Here is a 17,761-nt window from a genome sequence, read left to right as displayed (position 1 = left end):
TGTAGCTGACCGTCAGAAAAACAGCAAATAACAGCAAAGCTATTGACAGAATAAACCACTAATACTAATTTTCTGTTCGTATCTCCTCTCACCGAGTACGAATAATGAACAGAGCACAGCACATTTCACCCTGCAAGATCCTCTTGCACCCCACCGCGAGCAGTAGCCGGTCAGTGGTAACTGCCTTGCAACACCGCACCGGCCTGATGGTCGTTATCAGCCCAAGCGGTTTCGCCACGGCTATTCCTGCACAGCAGGTGGTCGCATGAGCAACCACATCGTCCCACTCGCTAACGTCATGCTCCTGCAGCATGTACTGGAGAACGGTGGCACCGCCACCTGCCAGGTCCGCCGGCCCGAGTCACTTTCCACTGCAACCATCCAGGCCACGCTCGAAACCGACGCCGTGCACCTGGAAGTTGCTGTGGGCGACACGACCGGCAAGCTGACGCTGCAACGCGGCGACACGGCCAAATACCAACACCTGCGCGACTTCATCCAGGAGTTGGCCAACGGCCGCACTGAGTACGTCCAGAAGGCGCTTGCCCTGATGGATGCACACGATCATGTCAGCGCCATGTTGCCAATCGGCCATCTCGTCTACATCAGCCCCACGCCTTGGCCGAACACGCCATTTGCCGCAGTGATCACCAACAACACCGGCGAGATCTGCGCAGTCGCATGCGGAGCAGACAAGGAAAACCTCTCAGCCCAAGTCCGCGCCAAGCTCTGGCCTTCGGCGGAGGGGCACGGGGAGTGCGCATGACCAGCACCCTCAATCAGCTCCGTCAGCAATGGACCACCCCCTGCCCTTCCATGGCCGCGGTGCGGGAGCACTACTTCCCGCACATCCGCACGGATCGACGCTTCAGGGAGTTGGTCAGGGACGGGGCGATCAAGCTGAAGCTGACCAAGCTGCACAACTCAGCGCGGGCCCAGTACGTCGTTTACCTGACCGACCTCGCCAAGTACCTCGACGCGCTGGAAGCGCAGACCGCTTAGCAATAGGCGGCCCCGGCCATCAGGGGCACCACATCCGCTACCGACTCTCACACAACCTCGGTGGCGGCTTTGCATTTGGAGCACAGCACATGCAAGTACAGCACTACACCTTGCTCGCCGCAGTCGCGTGGATCTTCACCATGGCGTTCCTTCCCTTCCTGTTCGCGAAGGCTCGCCAACGCGCCTACGAAAAAGGCTACGCAGAAGGTCTCGAAAAGCGGGACGCTATGAACTGGCAACGCCTACAGACGCTCGACAGCGCCCTGGCCGAACGAGCAGTGGACCGGGAGAAAGAGCAGCGGCAGCACCTGCAGATGAAAGCTGCCCTGCTGGGGACTATCACCGAGCTGGAAAAACGGATCGCTGCTTACACCGGTCTGGCTGTTACCGCGGACGACCATCGACTCGTCACTCAGGCTGCCGAGACCCTGCAGCTCGCCCAGCGAACTTGGAGCGCAATGAAAGGAACAGGCAACTGGGGAGATCGCGCCGAAACCGAGGCCACCGGCCTGTTGCGCCTGGCTGAACTCATTCTCGCCCAAGTGCGTCGCTCCCCGGCCTCTGTAAAGGCAGGGACCGCAGCATGACTCTCCGCAAGCACGTCCTCAAACACTTCCACATGTGCTGTGGCCTGGGCGGCGGCGCCAAGGGCTTCAACCGCGCCAAGCCAGTGGTGGGCAACCTGCAGGGCGAGTGGCAATGCCTCGGCGGCGTTGACGTCGACCCGGCCGGGCTGGCTGACTTCGAGCACCTCAGCGGCGTGAAAGGCACGCTGCTGGACCTGTTCACCCGCGATCAGTACATCCGCTTCCACGGCAAGGAGCCACCACTAGGTTGGCGCGAGGCTACCCCTGAAGATATCCGCCGGGCAGCCGGCGGCCAGCGCCCGGACGCGGTGTTCATCAGCTCTCCGTGCAAGGGCGCGAGCGGGCTGCTATCCGAGAAGATGAGCCTGACGCCCAAGTACCAGGCGCTTAACGAGCTGACGCTCCGTTGCATCTGGCTGTTCGGCGAAGCGTGGGCCGACGATCCGGTGCCCTTGCTCGTCTTCGAGAACGTGCCGCGGCTTGCATCCCGCGGCCGGCACCTGCTGGACCAGATTAACAGCCTGCTATCCAGCTTCGGCTACGCAGTGGCCGAGACTACCCACGACTGTGGCCGCATCGGACACTTGGCCCAGAGCCGTAAGCGCTTCCTGCTGGTCGCACGTCACATCGAGAAGGTGCCGCCGTTCCTCTACGAGCCAGAGCAGAAGAACTTGCGCGCTGTCGGCGACATCCTCGGCCGCATGCCCTTGGCCGGCGACGTCGCCGCTGCAGGACCGATGCACCGCGTGCCAGCACTGCAGTGGAAGACCTGGGTTCGGCTGGCATTGGTCGAGGCCGGGAAGGACTGGCGCAGTCTCAACGACCTGCAGATCCAGGACGGGCACCTGCGCGACTTCGTAATCGTGCCCGAAGCCTTCGCCGGCTACTTGGGCGTGAACCAGTGGACGGAATCGATCGGTACGGTGGCGGGCAGCTCACGACCAACGAACGGGAAGTTCTCCGTTGCAGATCCACGCGCCAAGGCCGGGGCCCTGCAGTACCAGCAGTACGGCGTGCGCCGCTGGGAAGACACAAGCGGTGCGGTCATAGGCGTCAAAAGCCCCGGTCAAGGCACCTTCAGCGTGGCGGATCCGCGGCGTTCGGGCCGTGGCTTCGGCAAGTACCTGGTCACGCCATACGACAGCGCCGCCGGCACTGTCATTGCCGGCAGCACCACGGGCCAGGGCGCCTTTGCGGTACAGGATCCTCGGTATCACAACTGGCACTCCAACGCATCGAGCAGGAAGCTGAACGTCGTCAGCATGGGCCAGACCGCCGGCACAGTCACCGGCTCCCAGCAAGTTGCCAGCGGAGCCCTCTCCATCGCCGATCCCCGGCCCGGCCTGAACCGGGGCAAGGGTGATGCCTACCTGACTGGAGGACATTACGGCGTCGTGCCTTGGGCCACACCGGCCGGAGCCGTATCCGCCAGCGCCATGCACGACAACGGCCGGTGGAGCGTTGCCGACCCGCGTCTGCCCGAGGCAAACGACCGCCTCACCTGCGTTATCGAATCGCTGGACGGCACATGGCACCGCCCCTTCACCACGCTGGAACTGGCTGCACTGCAGAGCCTGGTCGAGCCAGAGGAACAGTTGGAGCTGGATGGCCTGAGCGACCAAGCCTGGCGCGAACGCATCGGCAACGCAGTGCCCCCGGCCGCGGCCGAAGCAATCGCCCATGTCATGGGCACGACTCTATTGCTCGCCGCCCAGGGCGAGACTTTCATGCTCAGCAGCATGCCGATCTGGGTGCGGCCGGTCGCGGTTGGCCTGAGCGTGGCTCAGCGGGAGGCAGCATGAGCACATTCGAAATCCATGGCGGGAACGACCGGCGCTCAATGATCGTGCGCTTCGAGCGAAAATCGAAGCAGGCGGCGATCAGCGAACTGGTGGACCTAATCCACTGCGCCTGGCGCCAGAACGAGTTACTTGAAATCGAGCGCGACCAACTCAAGGCCACCACAGCTGCGACGGCCGCGCAAGACCTAGACAAAGCGGAGGGCGAGCAGCCCGACCTCAACATTCTGCACGTAGCTGCTCCCTGCGCAGCTGCTGCGGTCGGGCGCTGCCAAAAAGCGGAGGGCGGCCAGCCTTGCGCCACTGAAGCCGAGTCGAACAAATGGGCAATGCTGGCATTCGCCGCCACCATTGGCGAAATCTGCCAAGCCCTGGGCATCGACGGGCACAGCGAGCCAGACATGATCGTCGATGCTGCGCGAGAATTGTCCACCGCGAGCACGTCCCTCAATCTCCAACTGGCCGAACTCGCCTCACTGCTGGAGCACTGGCTCCAACTCGGCGACGCCTCCGATAGCAACCTCACAGATCTGATGAAAGAAACCAGCGCACTGCTGGACCAGGATCCCCCAATCTGGCAGCGCGCCGCCATGGACGTTCTGCTGGAACGCCGGCGTCAGATCGCTAAAGGCTATACCGCAGATCATGACGACCAATACGGCACCAACGAACTTGCTGCATATGGAGTGGTGCACGCATTGCTGGCCACGGGCACCGACCCGGACTGGGAGCACCTCAGCGCCATCTGCCTCTGGGAGGTCGAACCAGGCGAGCCTCGAACGCTACTGGTAAAGGCCATTGCTCTGTTGCTTGCGGCTCTTGAGAGCCTGGACCGCTGTGCAGAGCGCGCGCAGACCGATACCGAACTGGTACGTCTCCGCCAACTGGCGCAGGAGGTGCAGCGTGAGAGCTGAGCGACCGATCCTTTTCAGCGGAGAGATGGTGCGCGCCATCTTGGATGGCCGAAAGACGGTGACCAGGCGCCCAGTAAAAGGCGGGCAGATCCCCCGCCTGGAGTATCCAGGACAATCCGAACCCTGGGTTGCCGTTGCCCAGCATCACCCTCGATATGGTTTTGCTGTGTATGGCAAAAGCGAGGAGGAATGCGCCACCAAGGTGGGAGTGTTTGGCGCCTGCCCTTACGGCCAGCGTGGAGCCCGACTGTGGGTGAGAGAAACCTGGGCAGCAGACGCCCAGGTCGATGGGGTCGCACCCCGGAACTTGAGCCAGGGCGAGCCCATTTACTATCCGGCGGATGACAGCCTCAGGCAAACCGGATGCTCGATGATCGCCCAGGGCAAATGCAGACCCTCCATCCACATGCCTCGTTGGGCCAGCCGCATCGTGTTGGAGATCTCCAGCATCCGGATCGAACAGCTGCACAGCATCACCGCCGAGCAGGCAGAAGCCGAGGGTGTCGATGCCTCCATATGCCGCAAGCATCTTGAGATATCGCCCTCACGACATGAATGCAAGGCTGCGGCGATCCATGGGTTCGCGGGCCTTTGGCAATCCACTGGCGGCGACTGGGATTCGAACCCATGGGTATGGGTTGTGGAATTCCAGAGGATCGCGCCATGAGCAACCCACCTTCGAACAGGCCACGCCTAGCCACCTACACCCTCGACCTGAACGTCATATGCGATATCTGCGGGAAGCCGAGGACAGTTGGACGCCACACGAAATGCAGCCGGACTCGCCAGCAGCGCATGAACGCTCACTGGGAATCCGTCATGGCCAACCAGGCCGCCAAGAAACTTCAGCAGGCGAACGGCCTGCGCCCCCTGCGATAAGCCGGAGACACCACATGGCAAAGCAACAAGTAAGTTCCGTCAATGAAGTTCCGCCAAAAGCAGGCGAGACGCTCCAACTTCTGATCAGCCCCGCAACATGGATACGCAAGGAACTTCTGTTCCCTATCTTCGGACTGAGCACCGAGGCGGTACGCAAGTATCGCGAACGCGGTATCTGGCTGGAAGGCAAACAATGGCGCACTGATCCAGCTAACGTCCTTGTTTACAACCGGCTTGAAATTGAAAAATGGATGGCCGGCCATCCATGAAAGAAAAGCTCCCACCAGGTATCGACGCCTTGCCAACAGGCGTCGAAATCAACGGCAACCTCCTGCGGATCGCCTTCATGTTTGAAGGCGAGCGCCGCCGAGAGCCGCTCCGCAATGTCACCAAGATCAACAAGGCTTCGATCAACTACGCCGACAACAAGCGAAGAACAATTCTGGCCGAGATCAAAGAAAACCGCTTCGACTACGCAGCGCACTTTCCCGACTCGAAATGGCTGAAGGCGCAGCAGGAAGAACCGAAAGCACCCGCCGCGCGCACTGTTGATGAAGGCATCGATAACTGGCTGCGAGTTGCCAAAGTCAAAAAGGCACACAGCACTTACCTGAACTATAAAAGCAAGTCCGAGCATGTAAGGAAGAAGTTCACCGGTCGTACTATCGCGAGCATCACCAAGAGCGAACTGGAACTGTTCCAGGCGGAACTACTTACCTCCGGATTCAAACCGAAAACAGTGAATGACATATTCACTGTTGTAAGGGGCGTCTGGGCCGACGCTTTCAGCGACGAGATCGTCAAGCTCAATCCGCTGGAGCGCATCGAGAATATTCAGTCCGACAACGATACCGAGTTCGCGGACCCGTTCACCCGCGCCGAGATCGAGCGGATCGCCATAGCCGACCCGGAACGCGTAGAGGATAGCCGGATGATCGTATTCAACTGTTGGGCCGGGCTGTCCCTGTCCGAGCTCATCGCGGTCGGATCTGATGACGTCGACCTGGTCGCCGGCACCCTGACAGTTCGTCGTGCCCAGGTCGCCGGCGAATTCAAGGTACCGAAGGAGAAGGCACGCATACGCACCATCGAACTGATAGCCCCAGCCCTGGAACTGATGAAAGCCATCATGGCCGACGCGGCCAACATCGAGCCAGTGCAAATCACCGTCGTGCAGCGGGACAACATCACGAAGAAGCACGAACGGGTGCGCTTCCTGTTCCACCGCTCAACCAGCGGCCTGCTCTGGAACGGTCGGGTGCTCAGCGAGTGGTTCACCGATCATCTGCGTAAGGCTGGCATCCGCCACCGAGGCGCGAACCAGGCACGCCACACCTTCGCAAGCCAAGCGCTATCGAGCTATGTCCCGATCGAGTGGGTGGCCCGCCAACTCGGCCACAGTGACACAACGATGGTCCGCAAACACTACGGACGCTGGATCTCATCAGACACCAAAAGCATGGCTGATATCGTTTCTAAAATGATGGGATTTAGTGATATGAGGTAATTAAATATGGGATCAAAGGTCAAGCATCAGGCTTGACCTTTTTGACTCGTCTTGGAGACTTTTTCTCAATGATCTTCGTTTGTTGCTGTAGATGTTCTTGCCGCCGAGCTTCATCTCTTTGCGCTTCTTCATGAGCAGCAAGATTGAAGTCAGCAGCAGGAAACGACCACATACCATTGGGGCCTCTCGCGGTCAGGTTCGAAACCATTTCCCGTATTGCCCCATAAAGTACTGAATAACCAGTCGCGCGGATAGCTCGAAACCTCTCCATACCTGTCAACTTATCTGCATTATAGCGCATATAAGCCACAGCCTTTACATCAACATTATAAGGCAGCAACGGATTCGCAACGTCATCGTCGTCGCGTGAGAGTATAATGTTCAGCCCAAAAAGAAAGCTTCTCGGATCATCGGACTTATCCTTATCATACTGGAGACTCATCCTACGCTTGAAAGTAATACCATCAAAGTCAAAATCAAGCTGATGAAGTTCAGGTGATTTTTCACCTTGAAAATTACTGTTCGCCTCAACATTGATATGGACAAATTCAACTTTATTGATTGAAAGCGCAGAAGCTTTCATACTCTTCAACCTCCGCAGCCAGTGCATAACTAAAAATTTCGTGATTTACAGAAATCGAAGGCTCACGGAAAAAATCGAAATCTTCATCATTACAACTCACTCCGACACCAATCGTCCAAGACTCTGCATCAGAAAATCGCATCGAGGCAGACTCTCTCTTACCAAGCGACTCTCCAAAGCAGATATTCAGTTTTTCCTGCACAGCATCGGCAAGCGAATAGATGGTATCCAATTTAAGGTTTTGGTCGCCTCGAAGCCATCTGGAAATGTTGGCCTCCGAGACACCAAGTCTCTCAGCAATGTCGATATTTTTAAGCCCTTTGCTTTGCATAATGCGTCTAATTTCGAAAACAGCAGCCGCGCGACGTGCGAATCCAAAAATCTCGGCATCTTCAGCAATTTGTTGGGAAATATCAAAGTTGTTCATGTTGAGACCTTAAAGATTACAAAAATTTATCAGCTAGGATTCTTTTGATAGATTCTTCTGCACGATCCTTGACCCCAGGTTCAGTGTGTTGTTGATTCTTGTGCGCTGCTTCGAAGAAAAAAACGTAGCGCCCATTCCGTCCTGTATATGGATACAGGTAAATCCTATCTTTGCTGCCATGCTTCAACTCACGCAAATTCTCGGTCTTTCCCGCGTGCTTGAAGCTATGCGCCACCTTGTACTTGACAACACTATTGGCAAAATGGTCAGAAAAATCCTCAAGCATCATGCCGCTGAAAATGGCATCCACCATCATCAGGAAATGACCTCGCTTGGTGTTCTCGTCGACTGCGGCTATCACCGATCTGATGAAAATCGACTTTTCGGGGAGTCCCGAGGCAGGAAGAATCATAGCTGGCACCCACGACGGGTTCCCATTGATCGCAACGATCTTAGAGGTGTCGATCCCCGCTTTTTCGAGGATATACGTCCGTGTAAGTGTATGTAGCTTCATGCCGACTCCTTAACATGCAGGTTAACCCATGCCGCACTAACCATCAAGCTAACGCTGCGAAGTAGTGGCACTATGTCATAAGAGACAACTGGCTGAGTAGGCCTTTCATCTATAGCGAGGAGGATTCACTCGATGGCCCAAGCAGTCCCGAGACGGCCTGACGAGGTGAGTAGATGCCCAAAAAATGCCCTAGCGTAGTAGCTAAAAACGCAAAAGCCCCTGAAAACTTCAACGTTTTCAGGGGCTTCGCGTACTACATGTATGGCGGAGAGATAGGGATTTGAACCCTAGGTACTGTCGCCAGTACAACGGATTTCGAATCCGTCCCGTTCGGCCACTCCGGCATCTCTCCAATGGCGCGCATCATACCAGCACTTTTGCCAAAGGCGAAGCCCCTGGATGAAAAAAATCGCGTGCTTTCAGATGCTTGCGCGAACGTGCCGAATTACAGCGGCACGCCCAGGCGTTTTGCGACTTCTTCGTAGGCTTCGATCACATCACCGAGGCCTTGGCGGAAGCGGTCCTTGTCCATCTTTTTGCGGGTTTCCTTGTCCCACAGGCGGCAACCATCCGGGCTGAACTCGTCACCCAGGACGATTTCGCCGTGGAATACGCCGAACTCCAGCTTGAAGTCCACCAGCAGCAGGCCGGCGTCGTCGAACAGCTTGCTCAGCACTTCGTTGACCTTCAACGACAGGGCTTTCATTTTCACCAGTTGTTCGGCGGTGCCCCAGCCGAAGGCAACAACGTGGGATTCGTTGATGAACGGGTCACCCTTCGCATCGTCCTTGAGGAACAGCTCGAAGGTGGAAGGCTCCAGCTTGATGCCTTCCTCGACGCCCAGGCGCTTGACCAGGCTGCCAGCAGCGAAGTTACGCACCACGCACTCGACCGGAATCATGTCGAGCTTCTTGACCAGACATTCGTTGTCGCCCAGTAGTTTGTCGAACTGGGTCGGAATACCGGCTTCTTCCAGTTTCTGCATGATGAAGGCGTTGAACTTGTTGTTCACCATGCCTTTGCGGTCGAGCTGTTCGATACGCTTGCCGTCGAAGGCAGAGGTGTCGTTGCGGAACAGCAGGATCAAGCGGTCAGCGTCGTCGGTCTTGTAAACCGACTTGGCTTTGCCGCGGTAGAGTTCTTCACGTTTTTCCATGATGGGCTCCGCTTGCTAAATGAGAGGGGGCTAGACGATTTCGCGCCAGTCGAGCCCACAATCCTGGTTGGCCACTTGCAGCCAGTCCGGGTCGCACCCAAGGGTATCGACGAAACATTGCCGGGCCAGCTGTGGCAGGTTGTTCTTGCTGCTGAGGTGGGCCAGCACCAGGTGCTGCAGATTTTCCCACCCCAACTCCGCCACCAGGCGCGCGGCCTGATGGTTGTTCAAATGTCCGTAATCGCCGCCAACCCGCAGCTTGAGAAAGTGCGGGTAATGCCCCCGTGCCAGAAGGTCACGGCAATGGTTGGCTTCGATCAGCAGGGCATCCAGGCCCCGGTAATGGTCCAGTAATGTCGTGTCATACGAGCCCAGATCGGTCAACACGCCGAGGCGCCGTCGACCATCCGTGAACACGTACTGCAAAGGCTCCAGCGCATCATGCGTCACACCCACTGCACGAATGCTGAGGGCGCCCACGTCGAACGTATCGTTCGCCGCGAGAAACCCCGTCGCCTCCAGCGGTTTGCGCAACCCGCGCAACGTGCCGCGACTGAGATAGACCGGAACATTGTAGCGCCGTGCCAGCAACCCCACCCCATGCACATGATCGGCATGTTCGTGAGTCACCAGCACGGCGCTCAATATGTCTGGCGATACACCGAGCCGCGCCAGGCGCCGCTCGGTTTCACGCAGGGAAAATCCGCAATCGACCAGTACGTGCGTGTCGCCACTGCTGATCAGCGTGCCATTTCCCTGGCTGCCGCTTCCAAGTACCGCGAAGCGCACTTAACCCAGGTTGTCCTGAATGACGCTCAGTACGCGACGGGCCACATCGGCCGGGGCCACGGTGTTGATGTTCTTCTCGACGGTAACCTGGACGCTGTCGCCCACCTTGCTCAGGCGAACCTGATAGCGCTCGGCACGGGCTTCGATCTCTTCCTTGCTCGGCGCACTGCCGAAGACGCGGCTGAAGAAACCAGGCTCGCTTTTCGGCTCGGCTTTCTCGGCCAGGTTGATGTAGTACAAGCCCAGGCTGCGGTTGATGTCTTCAACGCGCCATTCGCCGTGCTCCAGGGCACGACCGACACTGGACCAGGCGCGATCGAGATCGGCACCGAGGTTCAGAACCGGGTTGCCACTACCGTCTTCGCTCAGGCTGACACGGCTAGGTGCATCGAAATCACGGGCCGCGAGCAAGGACACCGAACCGCCCTTCTCGGCGCTGCGGGTCATGCTGGCAAGCATTTCGTCGACCAGTACGGCGTCGACGCCGGTGTTGGTCGAACGGGCCGGGAATTCCTGCTCGGCACTGCTGCCGGCGGCACGCTCGACGGTCACCACATAGACTTCACTGGTGTTGCGCTGCACGCCTGGCTCGATACGGACCCGCGCGCGGACCTCGTTGTCGCGGCTGCTGGCGGCACCACCCAGGCGCTCGGCCATGGAGGCGGAAAGCTCGTCGAAACGCTGCCAGGTGGTGTTGAACTCACCCGTCTGCGGACGCTCTTCGGCGATACGGAAACCGTTGTCCTCGAAGAACTGGCGGGCAACCGGCCAGACTTCGGCCGGAGCGCGCTGGGCCAGGACCCAACGAGCGGCGCCGCTCTTCTGCAGGCTGAAATCGGTAGCGTCGGCGCTGGCCGCAAGCGGCAGCGGACGCGGAACTTCGTATTCACCCTTGACGTTGTCGTCCGCGACGTTGCGCGGGATCGGCAGCAGAGGGTCGAGACGCTTGACGTTGCTCACATCAGGCGGCAACTGCATGGGCGGCTTTTGAGTGGCCTCCAGGTAGTCGCTGCCACGGTCACGGAAATACCCGTCCTCGCCCCAGAGCCAAGCGCAACCGCTGGTGCTGGAAATGATCAGGGCAAGGGCGGAAAGACCAGCCAATCGCTTCATGCGGTGTACGTCCTCAATTAAAACTGCAGGCCGCACTGGCGCATGGCCTGGCGTACCGTATCGTGACAGGAGTCGCTCAGCCAGGTCAGCGGCAGGCGGATGCCTTGGTGCATCAGGCCCATTTCAACCAAAGCCCACTTCACCGGAATCGGGTTGGCTTCGATGAACAGGTGCTTGTGCAGTGGCATCAGTTTTTCGTTGATGGCGCGGGCTTCGTCAGCCTTGCCTTCGAGTGCAGCGTTGCACAGGTCGGCCATTTCACGCGGGGCGACGTTGGCGGTCACCGAGATGTTGCCCTTGCCGCCCAGCAGGATCAGTTCGACAGCGGTCGGATCATCGCCGGACAGCACGAGGAAGTCTTCGCTCACGCCGTCGATGATGGCCTTGGCACGCTTCAGGTCGCCGGTGGCTTCCTTGATACCGATGATGTTCGGCACGGTGGACAGGCGGATCACGGTCTCGGCCTGCATGTCGCAGGAGGTGCGGCCGGGAACGTTGTAGAGAATCTGCGGGATGTCGACAGCTTCGGCGATGTGCTTGAAGTGCTGGTACAGGCCTTCCTGGGTCGGCTTGTTGTAGTACGGCACCACCAGCAGGCAGGCATCGGCGCCGGCATTCTTGGCGTTCTGGGTCAGGTGCACGGCTTCGCTGGTGGAGTTCGCACCGGTACCGGCGATAACCGGGATGCGACCATTGACGCGCTTGACCACGAATTCGATGACCTGGATGTGTTCTTCGACATCGAGGGTCGCCGACTCGCCGGTGGTGCCGACTGCGACGATGGCATGGGTACCGTTCTGCAGGTGGAAGTCCACGAGTTTGCTGAGGCTGTCCCAGTCCAGACGCCCTTGTGCATCCATGGGTGTGACCAATGCCACCATACTGCCCGCAATCATGAAGCTGCTCCTGCCGGAAAAAGAGAGCGGTAATGGTACTGGCGCCATCGGGCTTGCACAAGCGACGCAGGCGGGCAGAGCATTCCCCTCGGCGGCCATTTTCGCTACCCTTCGTCCTTTGATCGGTACATAGCGGCCTGCCGGGCTGCCGACAACGTGCCCCGACAGTGTCCGCCGCCTCGATCCAGAGGCCCGGGAGCACGCTGAACAGCCTGTTCACCCCGTCAAGTACCGACCGCTCATCGCTTTAGGAATGCTATGTCCACCCCCACCGTCCGCGAACAATTCCTTGTCGTCAGTGCTTTGGGCCCAAGCCCGATGGAACTGACCAACATCCTTTGCCGGGCCAGCAACGACAGTCGCTGCTCGGTGGTGACCTCCCGCCTGAGCCGCCACGGCGAATGCAGCGCGCTGATCCTGCAGATCACCGGCAACTGGGATGCCCTGGCGCGCTTCGAGGGCGCGCTGCCGAGCCTGGCGAAAAAGCACGGCTTCATCGTCAACGTGGTGCGCAGCGCCGACCTGGAAGTGCGTCCGCTGTCGCTGCCGTATGTCGCCTATGTCAGTGCCGCCTACCGCCCCGACATCGTCAATGAGCTGTGCCAGTTCTTCATCGACCACAATGTCGAGCTGGAAAGCCTGACCTGCGATACCTATCAGGCTCCGCAGACCGGCGGCACCATGCTCAATGCCACGTTCACCGTCACCCTGCCGGCCGGCACCCAGATCAGCTGGCTGCGTGACCAGTTCCTGGACTTCGCCGACGCGCTCAACCTCGATGCGCTGATCGAACCCTGGCGCCCACAGAACCCGATGTAAGGAAGATTGCCCATGGCCGTTGAACTCGACCAACCCATCGCCGATTTTCAGGCGCTGGCCACCAGCGGCCAGCAGGTCAGCCTTGCCGCGCTGAAAGGCCGTCAGGTGGTGCTGTATTTCTATCCGAAGGACAGCACGCCGGGTTGCACCACCGAAGGCCAGGACTTCCGCGACCAGTACGCTGCCTTCCAGGCCGCCAACACCGAGGTATTCGGCGTTTCCCGTGATGGCATCAAGTCCCACGAGAACTTCAAGGCCAAGCAGGGATTCCCCTTCGAGCTGATCAGCGACAAGGACGAGGCCATCTGCCAACTGTTCGACGTGATCAAGCTGAAGAAGCTCTACGGCAAGGAATACCTGGGCGTGGACCGCAGCACCTTCCTGATCGACAAAAACGGCGTGCTGCGCAAGGAATGGCGCGGCGTGAAAGTGCCGGGCCACGTGGCCGCGGTACTGGCCGCAGCGGAAGAATTGAACAAGGCGTGAATATCAAACGGGGCATGTCGAACATGCCCCGTCTTGTTTCAGAGCAACGGTGCCACCGCGGGCTCACGCCGTGGCCAGGCATCCAGCACGGCCTTGAACAGCGTCGCCAGCGGAATGGCGAAGAAGATCCCCCAGAACCCCCACAACCCGCCGAACAGCAGCACCGCGCAGATGATCACCACCGGGTGCAGGCTCACTGCTTCGGAAAACAGCAAGGGCACCAGCACGTTGCCATCCAGGGCCTGGATGATCGCGTAGACGGCCATCAGGTAGATGAACTGGTCGCCCCATCCCCACTGGAACAACGCGATCAGGGTGACCGGCACGGTCACCACCACCGCACCGACGTAAGGCACCACCACCGACAGCCCCACCAGCAGCGCCAGCAACGCCGCGTAGTTGAGTCCAAGGGCAACGAAGGCAATGTAGGTCGCCACGCCGCAAATCAGAATCTCGATACCCTTGCCGCGAATGTAATTGGCGATCTGCCGGTTCATCTCCTCGGCCACCCGCGTCATCAGCGCGCGCTCCTGCGGCAGATAGCCGCTGACCCAGCGCGCAATGGTCTCGCGGTCCTTGAGGAAGAAGAACACCAGGATCGGCACCAGCACCAGGTAGATCATCACATTGACCAGCAGCGGCAGGCTCGACAACGAGAAGGTCAACGCCCACTGGCCGAACTTGCCGATTTCCCCGCGCATGGCTTCGATGGCCTGCAGCACCTGGTCATCAGACACCAGGTGCGGGTAGCGCTCAGGCAGCAGCAGAAGCAGCGACTGCCATTTGCCGAGCATGCCCGGCAACTCGTTGAACAGCGTGATCAGTTGATGCCAGAGCAACGGCACCAACACCAGCAGGAACACGCCCAGCGCCCCCATGAATAGGGTGAAAACCAAACCCACCGCGACCTTGCTGGGCACGCGCAGACGCTCCAGGGCGTTCACCAGCCCCTGCATGAGAAACGCGAGGACCATGCCCGCCAGCACCGGGGCCAGCATGCCGCCCAGGGTCAATACGGCGGTGAACCCGAGAAACAACAGGACCGCCAACACCACGGCTTCCTCGTCCGAGAAATAGCGGTGCAGCCAACTGCGTAGCACTTTGAACATCGACGATCCTTGGGTGGGAAAGAAACTCAGGCCTTCTTCAGCCAATAGGTGTAGACCCCGCCCTCGGCGGTATCGAGCAGCAGCGTATGACCGGCTAGCCTGGCAAAAGTGCGGAAGTCACGCTGCGAGCCAGCATCGGTGGCAATCACCTTGAGCACCGCGCCGCACGCAAGGCGATTCAGCTCCAGCTTGGCCTTGAGCAACGGCAGTGGACAGTTGAGGCCACTGGCGTCCAGTTCGGCATCGTGGTGCAAGGTGTCAGTCATCAAAACTCTCCAGAAAAACCAGCCGGCCAGACAGCGCTGGCATGCGGCGCAGGCAAGCCTCGCAGAATACCGCCACTGGTCGCAACCGTGCGAGGCGGCTACAGTAAGGCTCTTTGTCGACCAGAGCTTCGTGCATGAATTTTCTGCGCCCTACCTTGCTGACACTGGCCTGCCTGCTGGCGCTTCCGAGCCACGCCGACGACCTGCCGTCACTTGGCGACGCCAGCTCTGCCATTGTCTCTCCGCAGCAGGAACACCAACTGGGCCGGGCCTGGCTGAGCTTGTTGCGCGGCAATGTCAGCCAGTTGTCGGACCCACAGCTCAAGGATTACGTCGAGTCCAGCGTCTACCGTCTTGCCGAAACCAGCCAACTGCAGGACCGCCGCCTGGAGTTCATCCTGATCAACAGCCCCGACCTGAACGCCTTCGCCGCTCCCGGCGGGATCGTCGGCGTCAACGGCGGCCTGTTCCTCAATGCCCAGACCGAGGGCGAATATGTCTCGGTACTGGCCCACGAACTCGCGCACTTGTCGCAACGCCACTTCGCCCGCGGCGTCGAAGCCCAGCAGCGCATGCAACTGCCGATGATGGCCGCCCTGCTGGCGGGCATCGTGATTGCCGCTTCTGGCGCGGGTGACGCCGGTATCGCCGCCATCGCCGGCACCCAGGCGGCGGCCATCCAGGAACAGCGGCGATTCTCCCGCCAGAACGAACAGGAAGCCGACCGTATCGGCATCCTCAACCTGGAAAAAGCCGGCTACGACCCGCGCAACATGCCGTCCATGTTCGAGCGACTGATGCGCCAGTACCGCTTCGACGCCAAGCCGCCGGAATTCCTGCTGACCCACCCGGTGACCGAGTCGCGTATCGCCGACACCCGCAACCGCGCCGAACAGGCCCCTGCCGGCGGCACCGAAGACAGCCTGCGTTATCAGTTGATGCGTGCCCGGGTGCAACTGTTCTATGAGGGGACGCCCGGCCTCGCGGCCAAGCGCTTCCGCGCCCTGCTGGATGAAACCCCCAACCTCGATGCTGCGCGCTACGGTCTGGCGCTGGCACAGATCAAGGGCGGCCAACTCAATGAAGCGCGGGAAAACCTCAAGCCGCTGCTGGCCAAATCACCCAACGACATCACCTACAACCTGACCCAGATCGACCTGGACATCACCAACAACCGCCTGGCCGATGCTCAGCAACGGGTCGACAAGATGCGCCAGCTCTATCCGGGCAACTATCCGCTGCAACAAGTTCGGGCCGACCTGCTGCTCAAGCAGAACAAACCCGCCGAAGCCGAAAAAGCGCTGGAAGCCTTGATCAAGAACCGTGGCGACGACCCGGATATCTGGTACGACCTGGCCGAAGCCCGCGGGCTTTCAGGCAACACCATCGGGCTGCACCAGGCACGCGCCGAGTTCTTCGCCCTCACCGGTGATTTCGACCAGGCGCTGCAACAACTGGATTACGCCAAACGCCGGGCGGGCACCAACTTCCAGCTCGCGTCGCGGATCGACGCCCGTCAACGGGATTTGCTGGAGCAGCAACGAATGGTCAAGGACATGATGCGCTGAGGCCTGTGGCCTCGATCCACAGGATTTGAGCCCGCCTCGACACGAGGTTGGCGCAAATCCTGTGAAGGGCTGCCGAGCAGCCCTGAAAGACTCAAGCGTTACCGGACAACTTCAGCCGCGCGGCCTGGGTAAAGTCCAGCATCCGCTGCAACGGCTTGATCGCCTGCGGAATCAATGCCGGTTCCACGAAAATCTCGTTCGTCCCTTCACGCAGGCACTGCAAGGTGCGCTCAAGCGTGTTCATCGCCATCCAAGGGCAGTGCGCGCAACTGCGGCAGGTCGCGCCGTTGCCGGCGGTCGGCGCTTCGATGAACTCTTTGTCGGGGCACAGCTGCTGCATCTTGTAGAAGATGCCGCGATCGGTTGCGACCACAAACTTCTTGTTCGGCATGCGTTGCGCGGCGGCGATCAACTGGCTGGTGGAGCCCACGGCGTCAGCCAGCTCGATGACGGCGGCCGGCGATTCAGGGTGCACCAGAATCGCGGCGTCCGGATACAGGGCCTTGATATCGGCCAGTTGTCGCGACTTGAATTCTTCGTGAACGATGCACGCACCATCCCACATCAGCATGTCGGCGCCGGTCTGCTTCTGGATGTAGTTGCCCAGGTGCTGGTCCGGTGCCCAGATGAAGGTCTCGCCGTTGTCCATCAGGCTTTCGACGATTTCCAGCGCGCAACTGGAGGTCACCACCCAGTCGGCACGGGCCTTCACTGCCGCCGAAGTGTTGGCATACACCACCACGGTGCGCTCCGGATGCTTGTCGCAGAAGGCCGAGAACTCGTCCACGGGGCAGCCCAGATCGAGGGAGCAGGTGGCGTCGAGGGTCGGCATCAGGATGCGTTTTTCGGGAGTGAGGATCTTCGCGGTCTCGCCCATGAAGCGCACGCCGGCCACCAGCACGGTCTTGGCCGAGTGGTTCTTGCCGAAGCGGGCCATCTCCAGGGAGTCGGCCACGCAACCACCGGTTTCCTCGGCCAGCGCCTGGATCACCGGATCGCAATAGTAGTGGGCGACGAGCACCGCATCCTGCGCCTTGAGTTCGGCGGCGATGGCGGCACGGTATTCGGCCTCTTGTTCAGGCGTGAGCGGCTTGGGCTGCTTGGCGTCCAGATGGGCCTGGACCAGAAGGCGTTCGGAAATCTGCGTCATGTTCGCAAGACCTGCTGGCGCTGATGCGCGTAAGTCGAGTGTATCATCGGGCACGGACAAATCGGGTAACAGCTTGGCCTTTGCATTCTTGGCAAAAGTCCGCTGCGACCTCGGTTTTATGAGTCGCCGAAGGCTACAGATAATCGGATGAATTCTAAAGAGATTTTTGCCCGATAAAGCGAGCGGGCGACGCTCGA

At 59.8% G+C, this 17,761-nt stretch carries 21 protein-coding genes and 1 tRNA gene; 11 read left to right on the top strand and 11 right to left on the bottom strand.

Annotation, left to right across the window (positions count from 1 at the left end; translation table 11 throughout):
* The first annotated feature begins 265 nt into the window (after positions 1-265).
* The 8 genes from NTD82_RS14025 to NTD82_RS13985 all read left to right on the top strand — a co-directional run bounded on the left by NTD82_RS14025 (position 266) and on the right by NTD82_RS13985 (position 6,688).
* The gene (locus tag NTD82_RS14025; RefSeq protein ID WP_262129115.1) at positions 266-766 is read left to right on the top strand and encodes a hypothetical protein; all 501 of its coding nucleotides are present in this window, start codon (positions 266-268) and stop codon (positions 764-766) included.
* Positions 763-1,002 carry a pyocin activator PrtN family protein gene (locus NTD82_RS14020; protein ID WP_262129114.1) on the top strand — a complete coding sequence of 80 codons (240 nt, stop codon included), beginning with the start codon at positions 763-765 and terminating at the stop codon, positions 1,000-1,002. The genes NTD82_RS14025 and NTD82_RS14020 overlap by 4 nt, the downstream gene beginning before the upstream one ends.
* A gap of 89 nt (positions 1,003-1,091) precedes the next feature.
* Entirely contained in the window at positions 1,092-1,589 is a 498-nt protein-coding gene (locus NTD82_RS14015; RefSeq protein ID WP_262129113.1) for a hypothetical protein, read from the top strand.
* The gene (locus NTD82_RS14010) at positions 1,586-3,391 is read left to right on the top strand and encodes a DNA cytosine methyltransferase (protein WP_262129112.1); all 1,806 of its coding nucleotides are present in this window, start codon (positions 1,586-1,588) and stop codon (positions 3,389-3,391) included. Before NTD82_RS14015 ends, NTD82_RS14010 begins: the two co-directional genes overlap by 4 nt.
* Positions 3,388-4,302 (top strand): hypothetical protein, encoded by a 915-nt coding sequence (locus tag NTD82_RS14005; RefSeq protein ID WP_262129111.1) that lies wholly within the window; start codon positions 3,388-3,390, stop codon positions 4,300-4,302. The genes NTD82_RS14010 and NTD82_RS14005 overlap by 4 nt, the downstream gene beginning before the upstream one ends.
* A gap of 25 nt (positions 4,303-4,327) precedes the next feature.
* Positions 4,328-4,969, top strand: coding sequence for a hypothetical protein (locus tag NTD82_RS14000; protein WP_410017055.1), 642 nt, complete (start codon positions 4,328-4,330; stop codon positions 4,967-4,969).
* Positions 4,970-5,195: 226 nt separating this feature from the next.
* Positions 5,196-5,450: a hypothetical protein gene (locus tag NTD82_RS13990; RefSeq protein ID WP_262129108.1), complete on the top strand. Its 255-nt coding sequence runs from the start codon at positions 5,196-5,198 to the stop codon at positions 5,448-5,450.
* On the top strand, positions 5,447-6,688 hold the full coding sequence (locus NTD82_RS13985) for an Arm DNA-binding domain-containing protein (RefSeq protein ID WP_262129107.1): 1,242 nt from the start codon (positions 5,447-5,449) through the stop codon (positions 6,686-6,688). The genes NTD82_RS13990 and NTD82_RS13985 overlap by 4 nt, the downstream gene beginning before the upstream one ends.
* Before the next feature lie 19 nt (positions 6,689-6,707).
* Here NTD82_RS13985 and NTD82_RS13980 read toward each other — a convergent pair whose 3' ends face one another.
* From NTD82_RS13980 to dapA, 8 genes are all read right to left on the bottom strand, one after another.
* Positions 6,708-7,271 (bottom strand): hypothetical protein, encoded by a 564-nt coding sequence (locus NTD82_RS13980; protein WP_262129106.1) that lies wholly within the window; start codon positions 7,269-7,271, stop codon positions 6,708-6,710.
* Entirely contained in the window at positions 7,243-7,698 is a 456-nt protein-coding gene (locus tag NTD82_RS13975; RefSeq protein WP_262129105.1) for a helix-turn-helix domain-containing protein, read from the bottom strand. Before NTD82_RS13975 ends, NTD82_RS13980 begins: the two co-directional genes overlap by 29 nt.
* A 16-nt stretch (positions 7,699-7,714) precedes the next feature.
* Complete coding sequence (locus NTD82_RS13970) at positions 7,715-8,212, bottom strand: hypothetical protein (RefSeq protein ID WP_262129104.1); 498 nt, start codon at positions 8,210-8,212, stop codon at positions 7,715-7,717.
* Positions 8,213-8,474: 262 nt separating this feature from the next.
* Positions 8,475-8,564, bottom strand: a tRNA-Ser gene (locus NTD82_RS13965).
* 93 nt (positions 8,565-8,657) lie between these two features.
* Complete coding sequence (gene purC, locus NTD82_RS13960; protein ID WP_095153981.1) at positions 8,658-9,368, bottom strand: phosphoribosylaminoimidazolesuccinocarboxamide synthase; 711 nt, start codon at positions 9,366-9,368, stop codon at positions 8,658-8,660.
* A gap of 30 nt (positions 9,369-9,398) precedes the next feature.
* Positions 9,399-10,157 carry an MBL fold metallo-hydrolase gene (locus NTD82_RS13955; protein WP_262129103.1) on the bottom strand — a complete coding sequence of 253 codons (759 nt, stop codon included), beginning with the start codon at positions 10,155-10,157 and terminating at the stop codon, positions 9,399-9,401.
* On the bottom strand, positions 10,158-11,270 hold the full coding sequence (gene bamC, locus NTD82_RS13950; RefSeq protein ID WP_095153983.1) for an outer membrane protein assembly factor BamC: 1,113 nt from the start codon (positions 11,268-11,270) through the stop codon (positions 10,158-10,160). It abuts the gene before it with no gap.
* 17 nt (positions 11,271-11,287) lie between these two features.
* On the bottom strand, positions 11,288-12,166 hold the full coding sequence (gene dapA / locus NTD82_RS13945; protein WP_095153984.1) for a 4-hydroxy-tetrahydrodipicolinate synthase: 879 nt from the start codon (positions 12,164-12,166) through the stop codon (positions 11,288-11,290).
* A gap of 258 nt (positions 12,167-12,424) precedes the next feature.
* Here dapA and NTD82_RS13940 point away from each other — a divergent pair, with 258 nt between their 5' ends.
* Positions 12,425-12,985 carry a glycine cleavage system protein R gene (locus tag NTD82_RS13940; protein WP_095153985.1) on the top strand — a complete coding sequence of 187 codons (561 nt, stop codon included), beginning with the start codon at positions 12,425-12,427 and terminating at the stop codon, positions 12,983-12,985.
* 12 nt (positions 12,986-12,997) lie between these two features.
* Positions 12,998-13,471: a peroxiredoxin gene (locus NTD82_RS13935; RefSeq protein ID WP_262129102.1), complete on the top strand. Its 474-nt coding sequence runs from the start codon at positions 12,998-13,000 to the stop codon at positions 13,469-13,471.
* Between the two features lie 38 nt (positions 13,472-13,509).
* On the opposite strand, the gene NTD82_RS13930 is transcribed toward NTD82_RS13935, so the two are convergent.
* Together NTD82_RS13930 and NTD82_RS13925 are read right to left on the bottom strand one after the other, a co-directional pair.
* Positions 13,510-14,580, bottom strand: a complete 1,071-nt coding sequence (locus NTD82_RS13930; protein ID WP_095153987.1) for an AI-2E family transporter — start codon at positions 14,578-14,580, stop codon at positions 13,510-13,512.
* 26 nt (positions 14,581-14,606) lie between these two features.
* Positions 14,607-14,846: a sulfurtransferase TusA family protein gene (locus NTD82_RS13925; protein WP_095153988.1), complete on the bottom strand. Its 240-nt coding sequence runs from the start codon at positions 14,844-14,846 to the stop codon at positions 14,607-14,609.
* A gap of 134 nt (positions 14,847-14,980) precedes the next feature.
* Between NTD82_RS13925 and NTD82_RS13920 the strand changes: the two genes are divergently transcribed.
* The gene (locus NTD82_RS13920) at positions 14,981-16,414 is read left to right on the top strand and encodes a M48 family metalloprotease (RefSeq protein WP_095153989.1); all 1,434 of its coding nucleotides are present in this window, start codon (positions 14,981-14,983) and stop codon (positions 16,412-16,414) included.
* A 91-nt stretch (positions 16,415-16,505) separates the two neighbouring features.
* Here NTD82_RS13920 and nadA read toward each other — a convergent pair whose 3' ends face one another.
* On the bottom strand, positions 16,506-17,564 hold the full coding sequence (nadA, locus tag NTD82_RS13915) for a quinolinate synthase NadA (RefSeq protein WP_095153990.1): 1,059 nt from the start codon (positions 17,562-17,564) through the stop codon (positions 16,506-16,508).
* Positions 17,565-17,761: the final 197 nt, after the last annotated feature.

The organism is Pseudomonas sp. 5P_5.1_Bac1 (assembly GCF_025466015.1).
Lineage (GTDB): Bacteria > Pseudomonadota > Gammaproteobacteria > Pseudomonadales > Pseudomonadaceae > Aquipseudomonas.
The sequence above is the reverse complement of the archived record's forward strand: the minus strand, read 5'-3'. Positions and strand labels throughout refer to the sequence as shown.